Source organism: Nitrosomonas ureae (assembly GCF_900108305.1).
Classification (GTDB): domain Bacteria; phylum Pseudomonadota; class Gammaproteobacteria; order Burkholderiales; family Nitrosomonadaceae; genus Nitrosomonas; species Nitrosomonas ureae_B.
Map to the genome: position 1 here is coordinate 1 of NZ_FNUX01000037.1, position 16,464 is coordinate 16,464.

Consider the following 16,464-nt stretch of genomic DNA (forward strand, 5'->3'; position numbering starts at 1 on the left):
AACGGCGTTAAGTTCGTTAACGGTATTAAACAAACAGCAGATCAAAAACAGAATGCCGCTTGATTCCCTATACACCAGATTTGACTATAGCTCACTATTCATTAACCATGCACCTAACACGATTCCACATACTACGCCCATCAATCCCCAGTTTGAACCAATTATTACCGCTATCGGTGTTATTGCAGATAATATGCTGAGATATCTTAATTGGCGTGTGTACGGAAAAATCTGCATAATCATAACAACTAACTGACCTTGACTTGTTGCACCCAAACCAAGCAGCATAATTACCATAACCATGCCAGCATCGGCGAAACGCCCGCTGCTTGCCAAAGCAATTAGTTCATTGCCTGCAACACTTAATGCTGCCATACAAATAGCAATTATTAGAAAATTACTCTTCCACAATAAAGCCATTCCCTCTTTAACCGCATCAACCTCTCCCGCCACGTAGCGAGATATCAGCATAGGCCGAATAATATTCGCCAACAACTTTGCCGGAAGATAACGTCCGACAATTAACAATAATTGCTGCAAAAAAGCAAACATTCCCGCGATCTCAAGTCCTAAGGTTCTGGCCACCAGCATACGCAGCGCACCAGGGTTAGCAACGGCCCGAAGAAGATTCACACCTGCCATGTGCCATGCAAAATTAAATATTTCGTATGCACTTACATGAAAATCCCCTGCACTTTGTATGCTGCGTAATTTTCGCATTAAGAGAAATTCGGCCCATATTAAACAGACTAGTGAAACGATTAAATCCATCCACAGCAATTGTTCGATCGACAAACTCTCAATTAATACTAATATTGCAACACCAGCCAAACGTCCAATTGACATTAATGAATGAATCAACTGCGCCCATCGTTGCTCTAAAAGTGATTCCAACATTTCTGAGGCATACCGAAAACCAATGACGGTAATAATCAGCCCAACCGCTACTAAGGTAGCATCTTGCTGCGGCGCACTGAAACCCAGCCATGCAGAAATGTCCAGCCAAAAAGCAGATATCAGTGCCGTCCAAATTATCATGATGGCAAAACGGATTAGAGTCATCCAGCGCACAAACCATGTAAGAGCACTGGGTGCTCCTCGCAATGCTAATTCGGGCAGAAATCGTCTTACTGCCTCGAGCATACCCAAGGAGCTCAGTGGTGCCATCATTTCCACCATGCCCCACAAAACCATGTAAGCCCCATAATCAATCGGGGACAATAAGCGAACCAGCCAGATTATAAAAATGAAAGAAGAAATCGCTTGTGCAGTCCGCCCCAATAGATAATGCGCTATCGCTTGACGAAAACGGTTACCGGAATAAAGACCGGAGCTATTCATATTGTCAATCCAAGTAATTTTTTATATTGTGACTCTACTCGATCGGCAATAACATCATAAGTACGGTACTTTCGTACCCAATCCGGTCCTCTCGATGCCAGCGTCCGCGCACGTTCAGGATCATCCAGCAACTTACAAACCTCATCAACAAAAGATTGTTCACCCCATGGCACACAACGCCCAATTCCGCTCGATTCCATTACTTGGCATTGCTCGGGATGTTCATTAGCAACTATGCATTTAGCCATAGCCATATATTCGACGAGTTTTGTGGGTGAAGTGGAAAGTAACACTGGAACAGGATAGAAAGGCGAAAAACAGATATCAGCTTGTTCGACCAGCTCCCAGGCTGTTTCCATAGGCATGAAGCCTGTTACTGTTACGGCCGTCGATAGCTTCAGTCGAGATGCCTCCTTTTCTACTGCTTGACGATCGCTTGGCAGTTGACCATCACCTACATATAGCAGACGAGCATCAGGATAACGCAACCGCACTTGCTGAAGTACACGTACTAGCATCTCTGATTGGCGCAATTGCATTATGATCCCGAGATGCAGTAACAAAGGTGAATGTATGTTTGGGGCTCTAGCATCTTCAGTTTTACCTACCTGATCAGCACGAATACCCATTGGCACAGCGGTCATCTTGTCGGGAGAAATACCCTCTTGTGCAACATCTTCTTTCATTCGATCGCTTTGCACAAAAATATGATCCGCCGATGGCAGAATTATCTTATAAAGCAAATTGCGAATAAGCTGCCCCTTTAGCCAAACAAGTCGATGATGCGGCACAAGCTTATTACGGGCTTGGTACAATTTAGACTCGGCAAACGGATAAGACATCCAATAAGTAAAGCGAGCACCCGTCAAACGAGCTGCCAACCAAGCAATCAAGCTAGCAAAAAACTTATCGCGTACTTGAATTACGTCATAGCGATTCTTGAAAGCAAGAAACAAAATCATTAAATCCCCCCACATGCCTAGCAGGTTGTTCAGTATCCGGCCAAATAATCCCTGCCGCTTGCTCCGTGGAGTGAGATACACAGCATTTCCCAACCAATCTGTAGGCGATAACACATTGAGCGCATCTGGTCCCCTTTGCATTAACCAATCAATCTGATGACCTCGATCCGGCATCTGTTTTGCAAACAACTCCACAACATCTGCCCGGAATGGCGGGAAGCGATCTTCCACGATATAAAGCATTTTCATAGCATTCTATCGATTAACAGATTACAAGAATTCAACATACTTACTTCCAGTCCTTGATTCTTCATTTCTATTTTGTAAGCAGAGAGTTACAATGATTTCACTATTAATCAGCATTTCGATCGTACAATTTGAATCCAAGCAAATTCCGCATCTTAGATTGAGTTGATATTGATAATTCTAATAATATTAAAATTATCAATTATATCAAATGATTAATATAATAACCTCAGGTATTATATTACATTGACTTATTATTTTTCTAAATGAAAGTTTGAGGTAAAAAAGCTAGGTGTTTGTTAATTTACTTTGATTTAATTTTTACGCAAACAACCAAGTTACACTATTTTCAACCGCAAATCAGTTACCTAGCTCAATTTGAATAAAATCACTATTAGCCTGTGTGCAGGCACAAATAACACTTCTTAAAACACATAGGATATAGATCACATCCTTTAGTTGTCAAACAGCTACATTGCTTGATTTTTAGGCTTTTTAATTTTTAACCAGCCTGATAGATCAAGATGCAAAATATCTTGTACACGTGAAATATCATCCCTATAATACTTCAGCCATTGTTGTTGCACATCCATTGACAGTACTTCTGCAGGTGCAAGATTCTTATCTCTAATTCGCGCAAGACGGTTTCTAATAAAAGGCGGGGTATATCGTCGCAACCCGGGTATGCGCTTCAACGCACTCAAGCCATGATGCAGCCATGGAAGCTTGAGGGTGCCACCGGGATTGAATCTATAATCAGTATTCACTTGAAAAGTTGGGTCGACGCCTATAAAGCTAAATAATTCAGACATCAGTGTTTGCGGGTCGTTGATAAGATCATCGAACAATACAAATTTAAGTTGGTCTTGATCAAAAATTTTCTGATAACTTTGTATTGCATCGGCATACAAGCTAGCTTTTACCCAGAAAGCGTCTTCAGAAAACGCTTCCTCAGGCGATTTTGTTTCCTTCCCCGAGCGAAGTCGCATTAGATAATGTGAATAAGCTCTACCAACCGGATTTCGTAAACACGCAATTATCTTAATCTCCGGCACTGTTTCTTTCATTCTCTGCAAAGCAACAGAGCTATATAAATAATAAGGGGAAACTTCCCCCTTAATTTGGTCAACCCTGGCATCATCAAATAACGATTCATATTCGGCAAGATGGGTTACCATAAATTGCTGACGATTCATTCCAGCATGCGCTTTGTTTTTTGAATCAAAAGCAAAAAAATTAGGCTCTTTTACTTTTGTCATAAAAACACTAGGGTGTTGGCCAAAGTAATGATGCAGTGAAGTCGATCCCGCCTTAAACGCGCCAATTACTACAAAGTCAGGTAACATTAGAGATCTCACGTAGTTAATTTATAAGTTATATCAACAAATTTCCCTGATTCGGTATTCGATTAAAGCAATAAAACTCTTCTATTTTTAATCAACGCAAGAAGTATAGGTGCTAGGACAAACCGATCTCAAACCACCAAAAGGGTCTTTCGCTATATCAGGTTCATTTAGTAGTTCAAGTACTTTGGAATAATATTTCGGATTACGCGTCCAAAAAATATAATTGGATTTCAGACTATCTCGTGCAAAAGCAAAAATTTCTGAAATAGCTGGCACATTGCCAGAACCGTCATTTCGAGTATTCATATAATTCTTATGCATCACTTGAGGAGCCAAAGGTATAATTCCTGAAAGCTCTGGATAGAAATTATATATACCTCTTGGTGCATTTCGTGTATTACGATTCAATCCCGGCTCATCTTTAAAAACATCCGGACCACTTAATGCTGTTCCCATTTCTTTTAGTTTTCCCACAAACGACGCTAGAATTGAGGTCGGATAATTCACCTCCTGGATCGTCATAGTGTTGGGAAAAAATGACCGCATTTTCTGGTGAACGCTAAGCAAATTATCATAGAATTTGGGCATCTGATGAGCAGGCTGGGAGACAATCGGTTCTCCATACGCAGTTTCTATCATACCGATGCCCTCAAAGTATGGATGAGAGTTATAGCGCTCCCCCATCGCCTTGAATAATTCAACCAAACGATCATGCACTTGCGGATTCCATAACGCAATGTTGTATCCTCTCAGCGCTGTACTGCCGTAACTACTATAAGCAAATGCACCGCCATCATATTCACTTGCTTTTAAATAAGCTGGCACAAGTTCCACTTTAGGAACAAATGATTTTGTTTGTACTTGAATGACAAGCCGCTTTCCTATTGCAGCAAGTTCAGCAAGCCTTTGATCAATCGATGTGAAGTCATACGCACCCTTTGCAGTTTCCAGTTCGACCCAAAAATAACGAATTTGTATGCCACGCAATGCCGGTGTTGCTTTGAGTTCCTCATATACTTGCGCCATATATTTGGGATCATTTTTACCATGACCTAAAATTGTACTGTAATGTCCCGGATGCCATTTTACGGGATTAGCCACTATGTTATGACTGAACAAGAAAGTACTTATAAATACAACCCAGGCAAGATACTGCTTTTGTCCACCTGCGATAGGGGAGTTGGATTTAATTAATCTGATTATGGCGCTCGTGATATTCATGGATATCTCAAAGTTTTTATATAAAAATCTCATCTCAATAGTACTCAATTAAGAATTAAATGGATTGCAATATTGCTAGGAATAGGTAGCAAGAAATATGACATATTTTTGAGTGCTCCACCCAAAGACATTATCATAGCAGCAATTAAATTAACCAGATTCTAATGATCTCACCCAATTACTCAGATTACTTAGTATTATAAAAACCAGTTTATCCGTTAAACGGAACTTCCTTTCGAGTCACTGTAATTGGTCTTCACTCGATCTGCCTTGCAACGTCAGCCAGCTCCGCCAAGGTAAATTTTCTAGATTAAGCTGACACAATAACTCATTCATATCATTTGCTAATATATCTTGTAAATACTTTCGTGTGTCTTCACGCATCGGTGGAACAACTTGACGCAATTCAATTTGATTATGATTTCGACGTAAATTGCGAATTAGATCATTATTCTTAACCGCCTCGACAATTTTCTTTCCGCCCACATGTCGGCCAATCTTTCCTAACTGCTTGAGAAAAAGATCCAGTTTTGCATTTTTAACAATTATACTTTCATTCACTTTTTTTTCTAAAAACCAAGATTGATGATTTACATCAATGCCTAAGAAACGATATAAGTTACGTGCCTGTATCTGAGGATTGTCGCGAATATCTTCTTGGAAAATCACTAGCACTTGATTTTCCGGGAAAATATCAAACCAACGAGCGAGGTGCTTAGCATAGCGCGACTGTTCTACATACATTGGATTATTGACTAATCCATCTTCAAAACATAATTTTTGACCAGCGAAATAACCTTGCCTCACTACGTGTAAATGATTGGAGTAAGCGCGTTCGATCGGATCTCGCAGCAATAGCACGATCCGCATTGCCGAATTGTATAGAAAAACGCGATTAGGTGTATCGCTATCAGCAAAATATGAAGGTGAAATTTCTCCTCTGGCGCTTACCGTACTCGCGCCCCCTACCTGTTTCTCATACCACTGATAACCACGACCGTAATAAGTTGAAAAAAAATCACTCTCCTTACCTTGATATATCGCCACTTCCGGATGATCTGATAGAACACGATGCACCCATGTAGATGCACATTTCTGCGCACCGACACCTATGAAATTGATTTTCATATTTAATTTATTTTAGAAAATAAGACGACATCGATATGCTAATCAATGATCAAATGAATAACCAAACAATTCAATATCGCGCGAATACAACTTAGCCACGACCTCAGCACTAGCATCATTGTAATAGTTACGATAATCCCCCTTCAGGCTATGGTTTATCTTTAATAAATTAGTCGATACTCCCAGTCTTTCAGCCAATATCTCAAAATCATTCTCCAAGGTTTCGAACCTACCGATAAAATCTATATCGACTTTCCCGTTCTTATTGACCACATATTCCCACTGTGGAATAAAATGTAAAATGCGATAAATATCAGAGGATGTCAATCCATGCATGACAAAATCCTGAAAACTGTCAAATTTATCCAGATATTCATGTGCCCACGCTTTATCCTGCTCAGTTAAGCCTCCCTTTTTTAAAAAAACATATGCAGATACCAATCGATCCCATGGATTACGCACAAAAGCAAACTTAAAATAATTCTTATAACATTCAGCTCCAAATATTACTTGATAAGTTCGTGCTGTAAGGTGCCCCCCACCTAAGCAATCGAAGAATGCTTGGCAGACTGATATCCCAGCTGTCTTGGGAATATGTATAAAAATGCAATGCAAATCGTCGTACGGCTTTAGGGAATAACCATCACTACTGATTTGCAGTCTTAATGCTTTGTATTGTCTTCGTCGAGTATATCCTTTAATATCTTGACGTACCCCGAAAGGAATTATTTTCCCATAAGCCTCTTTGAGCCATCCTTGCATCAAAATTTCCTTAAAAATTATTATAAATATATATTTTATTTTTAAACATAACCTAATGCCCGCTCACTTCTCGTCGAGTGTTCTCTCAGTATCTGAATACTTTTTTTGTTCCGTAAGTTTTGCAACATTTTCCTAGATATTTATATATGGATCGCTTTCCAAGTCCTGCCTTATTTCATATCTTCGATATGTGACATTTACAATGCTTATATCATATGCGTCAGCATCAAAATCTCACTTGTGATACTTCTAATTTAAGATCAAGCTGAGAGAATCAGATGATCACATTTCTCCATCGAATATTTGTCTGCTAAAAATAAAATCAAATGATTAATTAATCATTTATTTAAGAATCTCGACCAATAAGCGGCCTGACCTAACATCAGCATCATAAGAAACTGGATCGGGTTAGAGTACAAATGAAAATCTTTATAAGGCATTGTTAGAACCAGTAGTAACAATCCTACTGTGCCTACCCTTAGGAAAATACGATGAATCTCTGGAACAGCATCATTACCAGCTGCATATTCCGAAGTTCTTGCTCCTAATAACAATATGAAGAGGAAAACCAAATGTCCCAAAATACCAATTTCCCATAATAATATAAGAGATGAAGATGTATTTATCTTGTAGGGAAAGCGATTCACTAGCTCCCCCACTCCGATTCTGCTTTCATAAGTTGCTCCCATACCGTACCCGAATAAACTATGCTGCAGATCACCGTTACCGACATTGAAGTGCCACCAGTTTAGTAAAAGATTGACACGACCCAACTCACGACCGTCATATGTCTGTGCTTCAGGATCTATTGCCCGCATCACTCGATCATACGTTGAAGTAACCTGATTTTTCTTGAATGTATGTGTAGAGACATCTCCATAATGAAGCTTCTCATAAAATGCAAAAAGAACCCCGACCAGCAGAATGGCGCCTATCATAATGACAATAGACTCTATAGGTCGTTTCAATAGTTCTCTACGATAATACAGGCCTATAGAAATCGGAAGCAGCATGACTGCTGCTTTAACCTCCGCCAAGCCTAGTGTAAAAAGCCCAAGCAATACAACTAAAAACATCTGTAAGCCTTTAAGTTTTCCTTCGCGCCATAATGCAATTGCAGTTAACATAGCAATCAACAACATAATAGCCATTGCTGCACTATCTCCCCCGCCCTCCATAGCACCATGAAATGTACCTATTACAGCATCCCATGGAGATGATCGCGTACTACTTGAAGCCACAGAGAGGTATTGATAAACCGCCATTGGAAATTGTAGAACAGCTACAATCATGAGAGCTTTCCACAGTTGCATTATCATTTTCTCAGTTATTAAGCCAAACATGATAATTAGCATCAATGGCCACATTAGAAGGTAATACCGCGATGCATTTATAAATTCAGAAAAATAAGGCTGATCAATAACAGTAGAAAAAAGCACCAGCAAAACTAAGATAATGGGGCCCAAAAGATCAGCAGAAAATGAGATTGACTTTATACCTGTTCTGGCACGTAACAAATGAAGTAATAAAGGCAACAACAGCGCTGCGCTTACCAATACCGTAAACCACTGAAGCTGCGAAAAACGGATAAAATAAGCACTGGGTCCGGTAATCAGAAATGCTCCCCAAAATAATATCCAAACTGTCCAAGCAACTGGTGCAGCAAGAATAAAAAAAACACCATATAAAACCAGCAAAGGAACCAAAAGAATTAAGTTACCAGATGCGGCAAGTACGCCACTAAGAATTGATAAAACCAGTACACTAAACAGCAGCAAGGCAAAAATTAGCGTCCTAGAGTCTAGACTATTAAATAATCTGGATGATATTTCTGCTTTCATAATAAAAAAACTCTATCTGATCTCACTGAATTTGTGTTATATATGAGAGTTTGGGTAATTTTTAAGCGCACTGCTTTAGTTTATTTGCTTTCATTAAGAAATCGCACACTATTATCAAGCCCATAGCACAAATAAATTTCTTATATTCTGCAATTGTATTTCCCAATAATATCCATTAATTCATAGAATTCGGTCCTGTTTGGCTTTAATATCTTTCTAGAACATCGACACTATTTTGATAAGTTACTACTATGTTTGAAAAGTACCTATTAACCTTGCTCTTTCATTGATATTAACAGCTAACAATAAATCTTGAATAAAAATAGCCTGAAGCTGATAGGCTACGTCATTATTGTTATCTATAGAAGAAATTCTCACCAAAATACCGTCTGGAATACTCCCTGTCAGACCGTAACGTAATTGTTGCAGCTTTTGATCAAACCCGGGTAGAACAGCTTTATTACCAACCGTAACCCAATATGTAATTGGCTCATTTCGATTACCTTTAATAGCCAGTAAACGCTTAATTGGTAATTTTCCATATTGAGTAAGCAGTTCTCCAGGAAAAATCTTTTTTATTTCGAAACCCTGAGCGTAGTAGCATACTTCTGGTTTATGTATCGACAAACTATCACTCTGATCCCCTCCATAAGCCACTGAAAGCATAATTCGCTCACCTTGAGAATTAACATAAGTTCTAGCTAACGTTTGATTATAGATTTTGTCAAGTTTAGCCTGGGTTTCGGCATCTACCTGTAGTGGAACAATTGTTCTATCGATTTTCCAATCTCCAAATTTGTCAGGAATCATCGTTTCAAGATTAATTCTTTCTTGTTGATCAGCAATCTTTTGGGTAGGAGTTAAGGCCATTGTCAAAGCACCTGACGATATCATTAATAATCCAATCAATATGTTAACTACCAGAGATTTATTCATTAATACTCTCCTTCCTTACTAGTACTTTAAATTCCATCAATGCTACAAATAATATAGACGATATTAAGAACTAACATTTCTTACTGGTAAAATGACATTGGCATGCTGTGTTCGCGCAAAATACTGCAACAATCCATCTACCCCAAGAATCAATATTAATGCACTAATGAATAAAACCATACCCGCAAATCCATGAAGAAATCCTTGCCCTGCTGCGTCACCATAATGATACGTAATCAGAGTAAGTACAATAACGCGAATAACATTAGCTGTGAAAGAAATGGGTATTATAAGAATAGCCAATGCTACATTACGAAAAACCGAAGTATGATGTACTAGATTCAGATAAAATAAACCTAGTGCTTCCAAAGTTAGCAATGTTTGCAGTCCTGCACAAGCATCAGCCACAAGAAGTTGATATTGTCCGATTTGCAAAATCACACCATTTCTGGCGATAGGATAATTTGCCCAAAACAAAATATTCTCTGCCACATACGAAACAGCCATCTTCATTGGCATAGTAAAGAAACTAACTACTGCACCTGGCAACGGAATCATAAATAATAAAAAAAATAACGGAAACCACATGATTTTGAGTGCAACATAACCACGCTTAATAAGTAGGATCGCTGCTAGAATTAGAATAAAAGAACCAATCTCTAGTATTAATATCTGTTGAGAGCCGCCAATAATGTAAAAAATTAGAGCGGCCAAAAGAATTATCCATCCGAAAGCTGAAGCTGATTGGCCATCGCTCTTTTTCATCATTATTTTCCACTTTCTAAATATAAGCCACAGTGAAAGTATCAAAATAATCGGCCCATGAGCCTGTTCTTCATTTGTCCACATTCCATTTGCCAGACTATAAAAAGTGGGAATATATAAAGCCAATACTCCTAGAATGATAGGCCACCAGTCTAATATCTCCGATTTAGAATTACTTAATTGATATAAAGTCACAATATCTACTAAAAATCAATTAGCACTGAACCTACAACCTCGGTACCACTATATTTGAGTTGCTCACTCATCGCGTTGATATCAGTTAAGCGAGTATTGTTCTTGTGTGCAACTATTAGTGCGCCATCCGTACGAGCGGCAATAGCGAGCGCATCAACCCCATTAGAAAATGCTAAAGTATCATAGAGAATGACATCGTATTGACTCGCAAGCTGATTGTTCATTTCGTCGAATGACGAGCGATTAAGAAGCTCCAAAGGATTCGGTGGCAACGTACCCGCGGGCAACACCGAAAGATCAACAAATGAATCTATTTTAGCAATGACCTCCGAAACATTAGCACGATCTACGAGCACATCAGACAAACCCTGCTTATTTTTCAGATTAAAAATCTCATGTTGCTGCGGACAACGTAAATTAGCATCAATTAACAATGTCCGTTCACCAAGCTGAGAAAATACCACTGCAAGATTTGCAGTAAAAAGACTTGCCCCCTCATTCGGGTTACAACTAATTATCGCTAGCGCTTTACGTTCAAAAGTGAACCAACGTAGCATTAATTGACTTCTTACCGCACGAAAAACTTCAACCTGAGTTCCAAATGGCTGATATGCAACCACTAATTCCGGCGGATGGTTTCCTTGTCCAGGTAATAAATAGGGATAATCAAATTGTTGTGCCAGTACCAGCTGAATATCTGCTTCAGTAATTAGGCCTAACTTTATTGCTGCATCACCAAAGCGTAAGCCACTTTCTTTCTGCAATCGTAATATACGCTCAGCCTCAACTGGCGTAATTTTCCCCATATCCAACAAAATGTGCCCGATACTAAACTTCCGCACAGTAGTTGTAGTTGTAGAGTCGGAATCACTCAGCTTCTTTGTCTCTAAAGAATCTGGAATGCTCATTTTATTTCCTTTAAGGCTTTCTAAATCATTCATCGTAGCAAACGAGGCAATACTAATTGTAAGCGCTTTTGTTTCGGAATATCCCGTTTTATAATGCCAAATACAGGAGCATGGAGAACATCTACCAGATCCTCTGCTGAGCGCACGCGCCGATCAATTATCTCTGCAAGCAATCCTGCTCCTATCCCTAACAAAGTTCCCAAAAATGCTGACAAAGCCAGATTGAGTAATATCTTAGGACTATCTGGCTTATCCGGAGTTTTGGCTGCATCAAGTATAGACACACTTGATAAATTGGATTGCCCTTCAAGAGTAGTTTGATTTAAACGTTGCATTGCACTGTTATATGCCTGATGCGCTCCATCCACGTCTCTTTCAAGGATTTGAAGCTCATCTCTCGAACGATTCAATGTCAGTATTTTTTGTTTTTGCTCTTCAAGAGCCTTACTAATCTCGGCTTCCTGATTAAGAGCACTTCGATCAGTAAAACTTATGTGTCTACTTAACTCAGATCTAAGTTTGTCAACTTCTGCTCTTGCTCCAATGTAGCTGGGATGATTTTTACCTAGCTTTTGAGCAATATCAGAGAACCTTGATTCGGATTGCGCTAAATTTATTTTAAGATTATTAATCACCGCATTTCTAGTAATACTAAGCGCTTCGCTTGTCCGGCTTGCACCGTCAAATTTTGAATCTGCGCCAATCCGATCTGCCTGTGCCACTACCAATTGACTAGCAAGATCATTTAATCGTTTTGTTTCGATGTCAAGCCGAAAATCTGCATCAACAATCCCATGTGAGTGTTGATATTCGGTTAGTTTTTTTTGTGCAACTTCCAATCTGTTACGTAATACATTTAGATGATCAGTAAAATAAGATGCTGCCTTCTGCGAAGGCTCCGCTGTCAGACGTACACTTATTTCTTGATATGCATTTGCAAAAGCATTAGCAATAACAGAAGTAAAGGCAGGATCTGTACCTTTAAAGCTTATACGAATCACGCTACTATCACGCGATGTTTCAATTTCCAGATTTTTAAGGAGCAATGTAGCCAACCATTCGCGCATCTCCAAGGAGGAATTGCTTTGTCTGTGCTGACTCACAACAGCTTCATTCTGATCAAGCCGTAGTTGATCAACTACCATCAATGCAGTTCTTGAGCTTTTAATAATATCCAATTGCGTAGCCATGTAACCTGTAATTTGCTGGGGTGACATTATCAATCCCGTTACAGGATCCGCTCCTTTATGGGTAAGTACCATTACCGCTGTCGACTTGTAGCTCTTTGACATTAACAAGCTAACCAATAAAGTGGTTGACATTGTCACAATAAGCGTTAAGAGTATCAGTTTATGGCGAGCTAAAATAATAAGAAAAAATCGAGAAAAATCCATGCGTACAATCCTATTCCGAACCTCATTAAACTACACTATTTACTTCATAGGACAAATCAAATCGAGAAATTCTGCAGCAAATATCAAAACAGACTTTCTTTTATATAAATTACATCGTCAGGCTCTACCAAATCACTCGATTTAACAGTTAAAATCTGCAGATTGCCTTCTTCACCACGACGCTGAATCCGCAAGCCACGTTCAGTACCTCGCTGAGTTAACCCCCCCCCCACCGACAACGCTTGCATAACTGTCATATTGCGCTCAAGCTTATATACTCCGGCACGTTGGACTTCACCATAGATGTAAAAACGAGGAGCTCTTTCGACATAGACAAGATCATCGCTTCTTATGTTCAAATCACGATTCAAATCGCCAGAGCGAATCATCTCCAAAACATCGATTATATCTTTAACATATTTACTACCATTCGAACGAATTAAAGTGATCTGTTCTGCCCCATCGGGAATAATTCCTCCTGCCATAGCAAGAATTTCGGTCAATCTGCGTTTACCCTCAATTGGATATCGCCCTTGGTTACGCACATAACCAAGTACAGACACCATTTGACTTTGTAACGAAGCAGTAATGATGTTCACTTGTGGCTTACGTAAAATATCTTTACTCTCTAGCAACTTGACTATTTTTCTTTCTGCTTCAGAAGGCGTTAGTCCATCAACAAATATTTCACCCAATAATGGAAAAGTTATATTCCCGGCCTCACTTACTTTCACCTCAGTAGTCATATCTGGCTGGCCAAATACAAATATTTTTAATGTATCACCTGGCCCCAATACGCTTTCTTTTTTCTCTCCGGTAGCTGCATTAGCGATACCAGTTATCCAGAGCAGCGCCAAAAACATAATCAATAGTCGCCCTTTCTTCATAATATTTTCCATTTATTTATATCCTTAATTTATCCTAAGCCAATAGACTAAATATTTATTTTAGCCCTGTAATACCTCGTTCAATTACTTCTTTAGAAATTGCTCCGAATGGATTGTCAATATTATTCAAAGGGTCCGGAGAAATTCTGAATAACTGATTCTCTGATTTCTCTATATTAGTGGATTCTGGTGCTTTCGCATTTAGATATTCAATTTTTGCTGAAGTACGTAAACGTGCGATTTCAGCATCTGTTGCTTCTTTATATTTTTGGTTGATCAGAAATCTTTCAATTTGTGGTGCCGCAACAGTCTCTGAAACTGAATTATCTTTAATTGCATTCACTGAAATCAAGATACTTTTTTCTTGCTCATTGATGATAAAAATAGTGTCTTTACTTTTTTCACGTAACATTGAAACTAATTGCAACGGTAGATCAGCACTACTTCGGGTCGCCAAGCTACGAAAATATTGGATTTTATTTTTATCAAGCCAAGTTACAACTTCTTCCATAGATTTTGCTGCATCTATTACCTTCTTTAGCTCCTCGCTGACATCTCTAGTTGCAATTCGCACTGTAGTCAAATCAAATTGTTTGCGCTGTGCAAACAGCTCTGGATTTTTCTGGAAATAATCTTCAATTTCAGCTTTAGATGGCTTTGCAAGCTTACTAATAATTCCCTGTAAATATGCTTGTGCAATCACTTGAGCATTCGCACGCTCGCGTGCTTGCATCACTTCAGGTGTACGATCAAGTTTATTCCTTACAGCTTCGTCGACTATCAACTGACGAGCAATGAGCGATTCCAATAATTGCTCGCGTGCGATCTCATATTGATCAGCTCGGATATTACTCCGTCTTATTTCATCGTTAAGTTGAAGCATAGTAATCTCAAAACCATTAACGCTCACTATTGATTGCCCAGATTTTTTTGTGCTAGGCTCTTTATCGCAGGCAGTAAGAGTGAGAACGGTAATAAACACTAGCCCTATTATCGAAATCATTCTTATGTGTGCTAATACCATAGTGCTTTCCTTTTTATTATGATGACAATTTCAATCAAACCGCTCCATAACTACCCTTAATATTACAAGCTATCCCGTGACAAGATCACAAAAAATTCAAGTTAAATTAGTTATTTATAATATTAGAAAGGACAAGAATTATTTCAAGCTAGCTACGACAATTCAATTTAAAACTTTAACATCTAAGCCACGACTTTATAGAATGTATCAATATTTATTATAAATCAGGCATATATTAATATATTTAAAGAAAAACAAAAAATTTAAATAATCTAGCTCCTCCTAAATGCAGGATATTAATTTGTGCTTTTTATCTTTTGTTTTTTAATCCTTCACATCAAGAAAGGTAAATTTGAATCTACAAAGATTAATCTCAGCTAACTAACAGCATCTTACATCAAATTTCATCATGAGTTAGTGTATACCTCTATTCTGAGACTTTTAAGAAATGTTAAAGTAATAAACATCCTAACTATTACACCTTATTTTGTTTTTTATATTTGGAATATATGATCAGAGCAGCATATGAGTTGCAGAGAACACAAGCAGTATTTTTCCTGAATTTTTAAAAAGATTTAAAGAAAACAAGCGCTAATAAATGTTTAGGCTCGCAATCTAAGTATCTGTTACTGTAGGGTAACTGTACGGTGAACCATTGCGATTTTTTGAACCGTCTCGTTTTATTGATCAATCGAAAATGAAACCACAAAATATTTTCTCAGAAATTCCTAAAAATTTGAAGTATGAAATTTTTGAGCCTTTAATCAACGATGATGCGGTAATAATTGAAAGAATTATTTCGAAAGGCCAGCAATCGTCGTCTTGGCATGATCAGAAAAAGAATGAATGGGTGATAATTCTCAAAGGAGACGCTACACTTACTTTTGAGGATCAGACTTCTGTGCAACTTAAAGAAGGGGATTTCATCAATATCCCCGCTCATAAAAAGCACAGAGTCTCGTGGACAAATCCAGAAAATGAAACTATCTGGCTCGCCGTTCATTATTGATGATGGTTTACACCGAAACCAACCACCATAACATCTTCAATCAATATATTTGAAGTTGTCAGCTTATTAACGTAGAGCATCAACAATTATTTAGATCACTATTTATTGTATTTTTGACGGAATTTCTCAACTCTACCAGCAGTATCAACAATTTTCTGTTTACCCGTATAAAACGGATGACAAAGTGAACATACTTCAATAGTTAAAGATTTATTCATAGTCGAGCGTGTGTTAAAAACATTACCACAACTGCAAGTTACAGTTATTTCATGATAGTCTGGATGAATGTCTGCTTTCATTACCAATATCCTTAAATTATTCAATCCCAAAGGGAAACCAAAAAGCCGTAATTATCCTTTAATGTGTGTATCGGTGCAACTATCAGTCTTTTTCCATATAGAAATAAATATCTTGATATGGTAACCATCACGATTGCAAAACACAAAACTGATTCTGGGCAGATCACATTCTCAAAAACAACTCAATGTATTCTAAGCAA

Annotated in this window: 15 protein-coding genes; 1 reads left to right on the forward strand and 14 read right to left on the reverse strand. The window is 38.4% G+C overall.

Features of this window, described 5'->3' with window-relative positions; translation table 11 throughout:
• Window positions 1-84: 84 nt before the first annotated feature.
• The 13 genes from C4S39_RS14070 to C4S39_RS14130 form a co-directional block, all read right to left on the reverse strand.
• Window positions 85-1,341, reverse strand: a complete 1,257-nt coding sequence (locus C4S39_RS14070) for a lipopolysaccharide biosynthesis protein (protein ID WP_103967582.1) — start codon at window positions 1,339-1,341, stop codon at window positions 85-87.
• Entirely contained in the window at window positions 1,338-2,552 is a 1,215-nt protein-coding gene (locus tag C4S39_RS14075) for a glycosyltransferase (RefSeq protein ID WP_103967583.1), read from the reverse strand. The genes C4S39_RS14070 and C4S39_RS14075 overlap by 4 nt, the downstream gene beginning before the upstream one ends.
• A gap of 467 nt (window positions 2,553-3,019) precedes the next feature.
• Window positions 3,020-3,895: a sulfotransferase family protein gene (locus C4S39_RS14080; protein WP_103967584.1), complete on the reverse strand. Its 876-nt coding sequence runs from the start codon at window positions 3,893-3,895 to the stop codon at window positions 3,020-3,022.
• An 87-nt stretch (window positions 3,896-3,982) separates the two neighbouring features.
• The gene (locus tag C4S39_RS14085; RefSeq protein ID WP_103967596.1) at window positions 3,983-5,116 is read right to left on the reverse strand and encodes a glycoside hydrolase; all 1,134 of its coding nucleotides are present in this window, start codon (window positions 5,114-5,116) and stop codon (window positions 3,983-3,985) included.
• A gap of 240 nt (window positions 5,117-5,356) precedes the next feature.
• On the reverse strand, window positions 5,357-6,244 hold the full coding sequence (locus C4S39_RS14090) for a sulfotransferase family protein (protein WP_103967585.1): 888 nt from the start codon (window positions 6,242-6,244) through the stop codon (window positions 5,357-5,359).
• Between the two features lie 42 nt (window positions 6,245-6,286).
• Entirely contained in the window at window positions 6,287-7,006 is a 720-nt protein-coding gene (locus C4S39_RS14095; protein ID WP_103967586.1) for a sulfotransferase family 2 domain-containing protein, read from the reverse strand.
• Window positions 7,007-7,344: 338 nt separating this feature from the next.
• Window positions 7,345-8,847 carry a hypothetical protein gene (locus C4S39_RS14100; RefSeq protein WP_103967587.1) on the reverse strand — a complete coding sequence of 501 codons (1,503 nt, stop codon included), beginning with the start codon at window positions 8,845-8,847 and terminating at the stop codon, window positions 7,345-7,347.
• 249 nt (window positions 8,848-9,096) lie between these two features.
• Entirely contained in the window at window positions 9,097-9,783 is a 687-nt protein-coding gene (epsI, locus tag C4S39_RS14105) for an exosortase-associated protein EpsI, B-type (RefSeq protein WP_103967588.1), read from the reverse strand.
• Between the two features lie 63 nt (window positions 9,784-9,846).
• Window positions 9,847-10,743, reverse strand: a complete 897-nt coding sequence (gene xrtB / locus C4S39_RS14110) for an exosortase B (RefSeq protein ID WP_103967589.1) — start codon at window positions 10,741-10,743, stop codon at window positions 9,847-9,849.
• A gap of 8 nt (window positions 10,744-10,751) precedes the next feature.
• Window positions 10,752-11,651 (reverse strand): chain length determinant protein tyrosine kinase EpsG, encoded by a 900-nt coding sequence (epsG, locus tag C4S39_RS14115; RefSeq protein ID WP_103967590.1) that lies wholly within the window; start codon window positions 11,649-11,651, stop codon window positions 10,752-10,754.
• A 29-nt stretch (window positions 11,652-11,680) separates the two neighbouring features.
• Window positions 11,681-13,045: a chain length determinant protein EpsF gene (gene epsF / locus C4S39_RS14120; RefSeq protein ID WP_103967591.1), complete on the reverse strand. Its 1,365-nt coding sequence runs from the start codon at window positions 13,043-13,045 to the stop codon at window positions 11,681-11,683.
• 83 nt (window positions 13,046-13,128) lie between these two features.
• A complete protein-coding gene (gene epsE, locus C4S39_RS14125; RefSeq protein ID WP_103967592.1) occupies window positions 13,129-13,944 on the reverse strand; it encodes a polysaccharide export protein EpsE in 816 nt (271 codons plus the stop codon).
• Window positions 13,945-13,987: 43 nt separating this feature from the next.
• The gene (locus C4S39_RS14130) at window positions 13,988-14,956 is read right to left on the reverse strand and encodes an EpsD family peptidyl-prolyl cis-trans isomerase (RefSeq protein ID WP_103967593.1); all 969 of its coding nucleotides are present in this window, start codon (window positions 14,954-14,956) and stop codon (window positions 13,988-13,990) included.
• Window positions 14,957-15,653: 697 nt separating this feature from the next.
• Between C4S39_RS14130 and C4S39_RS14135 the strand changes: the two genes are divergently transcribed.
• Window positions 15,654-15,965: a cupin domain-containing protein gene (locus C4S39_RS14135; RefSeq protein WP_103967594.1), complete on the forward strand. Its 312-nt coding sequence runs from the start codon at window positions 15,654-15,656 to the stop codon at window positions 15,963-15,965.
• A gap of 98 nt (window positions 15,966-16,063) precedes the next feature.
• Here the strand turns inward: C4S39_RS14135 and rpmE are convergent, their stop codons facing one another.
• The gene (gene rpmE / locus C4S39_RS14140) at window positions 16,064-16,264 is read right to left on the reverse strand and encodes a 50S ribosomal protein L31 (protein ID WP_103967595.1); all 201 of its coding nucleotides are present in this window, start codon (window positions 16,262-16,264) and stop codon (window positions 16,064-16,066) included.
• Between the last annotated feature and the right edge of the window lie 200 nt (window positions 16,265-16,464).

Coding starts and splice junctions, on each gene's coding strand:
- epsF (WP_103967591.1), bottom strand. CDS start 13,045: ATGGATTTTTCTCGATTTTTTCTTATTATTTTAGCTCGCCATAAACTG.
- C4S39_RS14080 (WP_103967584.1), bottom strand. CDS start 3,895: ATGTTACCTGACTTTGTAGTAATTGGCGCGTTTAAGGCGGGATCGACT.
- epsI (WP_103967588.1), bottom strand. CDS start 9,783: ATGAATAAATCTCTGGTAGTTAACATATTGATTGGATTATTAATGATA.
- epsE (WP_103967592.1), bottom strand. CDS start 13,944: ATGGAAAATATTATGAAGAAAGGGCGACTATTGATTATGTTTTTGGCG.
- C4S39_RS14135 (WP_103967594.1), top strand. CDS start 15,654: ATGAAACCACAAAATATTTTCTCAGAAATTCCTAAAAATTTGAAGTAT.
- C4S39_RS14075 (WP_103967583.1), bottom strand. CDS start 2,552: ATGAAAATGCTTTATATCGTGGAAGATCGCTTCCCGCCATTCCGGGCA.
- C4S39_RS14090 (WP_103967585.1), bottom strand. CDS start 6,244: ATGAAAATCAATTTCATAGGTGTCGGTGCGCAGAAATGTGCATCTACA.
- C4S39_RS14095 (WP_103967586.1), bottom strand. CDS start 7,006: ATGCAAGGATGGCTCAAAGAGGCTTATGGGAAAATAATTCCTTTCGGG.
- C4S39_RS14130 (WP_103967593.1), bottom strand. CDS start 14,956: ATGGTATTAGCACACATAAGAATGATTTCGATAATAGGGCTAGTGTTT.
- C4S39_RS14100 (WP_103967587.1), bottom strand. CDS start 8,847: ATGAAAGCAGAAATATCATCCAGATTATTTAATAGTCTAGACTCTAGG.
- C4S39_RS14070 (WP_103967582.1), bottom strand. CDS start 1,341: ATGAATAGCTCCGGTCTTTATTCCGGTAACCGTTTTCGTCAAGCGATA.
- epsG (WP_103967590.1), bottom strand. CDS start 11,651: ATGAGCATTCCAGATTCTTTAGAGACAAAGAAGCTGAGTGATTCCGAC.
- C4S39_RS14085 (WP_103967596.1), bottom strand. CDS start 5,116: ATGAATATCACGAGCGCCATAATCAGATTAATTAAATCCAACTCCCCT.
- rpmE (WP_103967595.1), bottom strand. CDS start 16,264: ATGAAAGCAGACATTCATCCAGACTATCATGAAATAACTGTAACTTGC.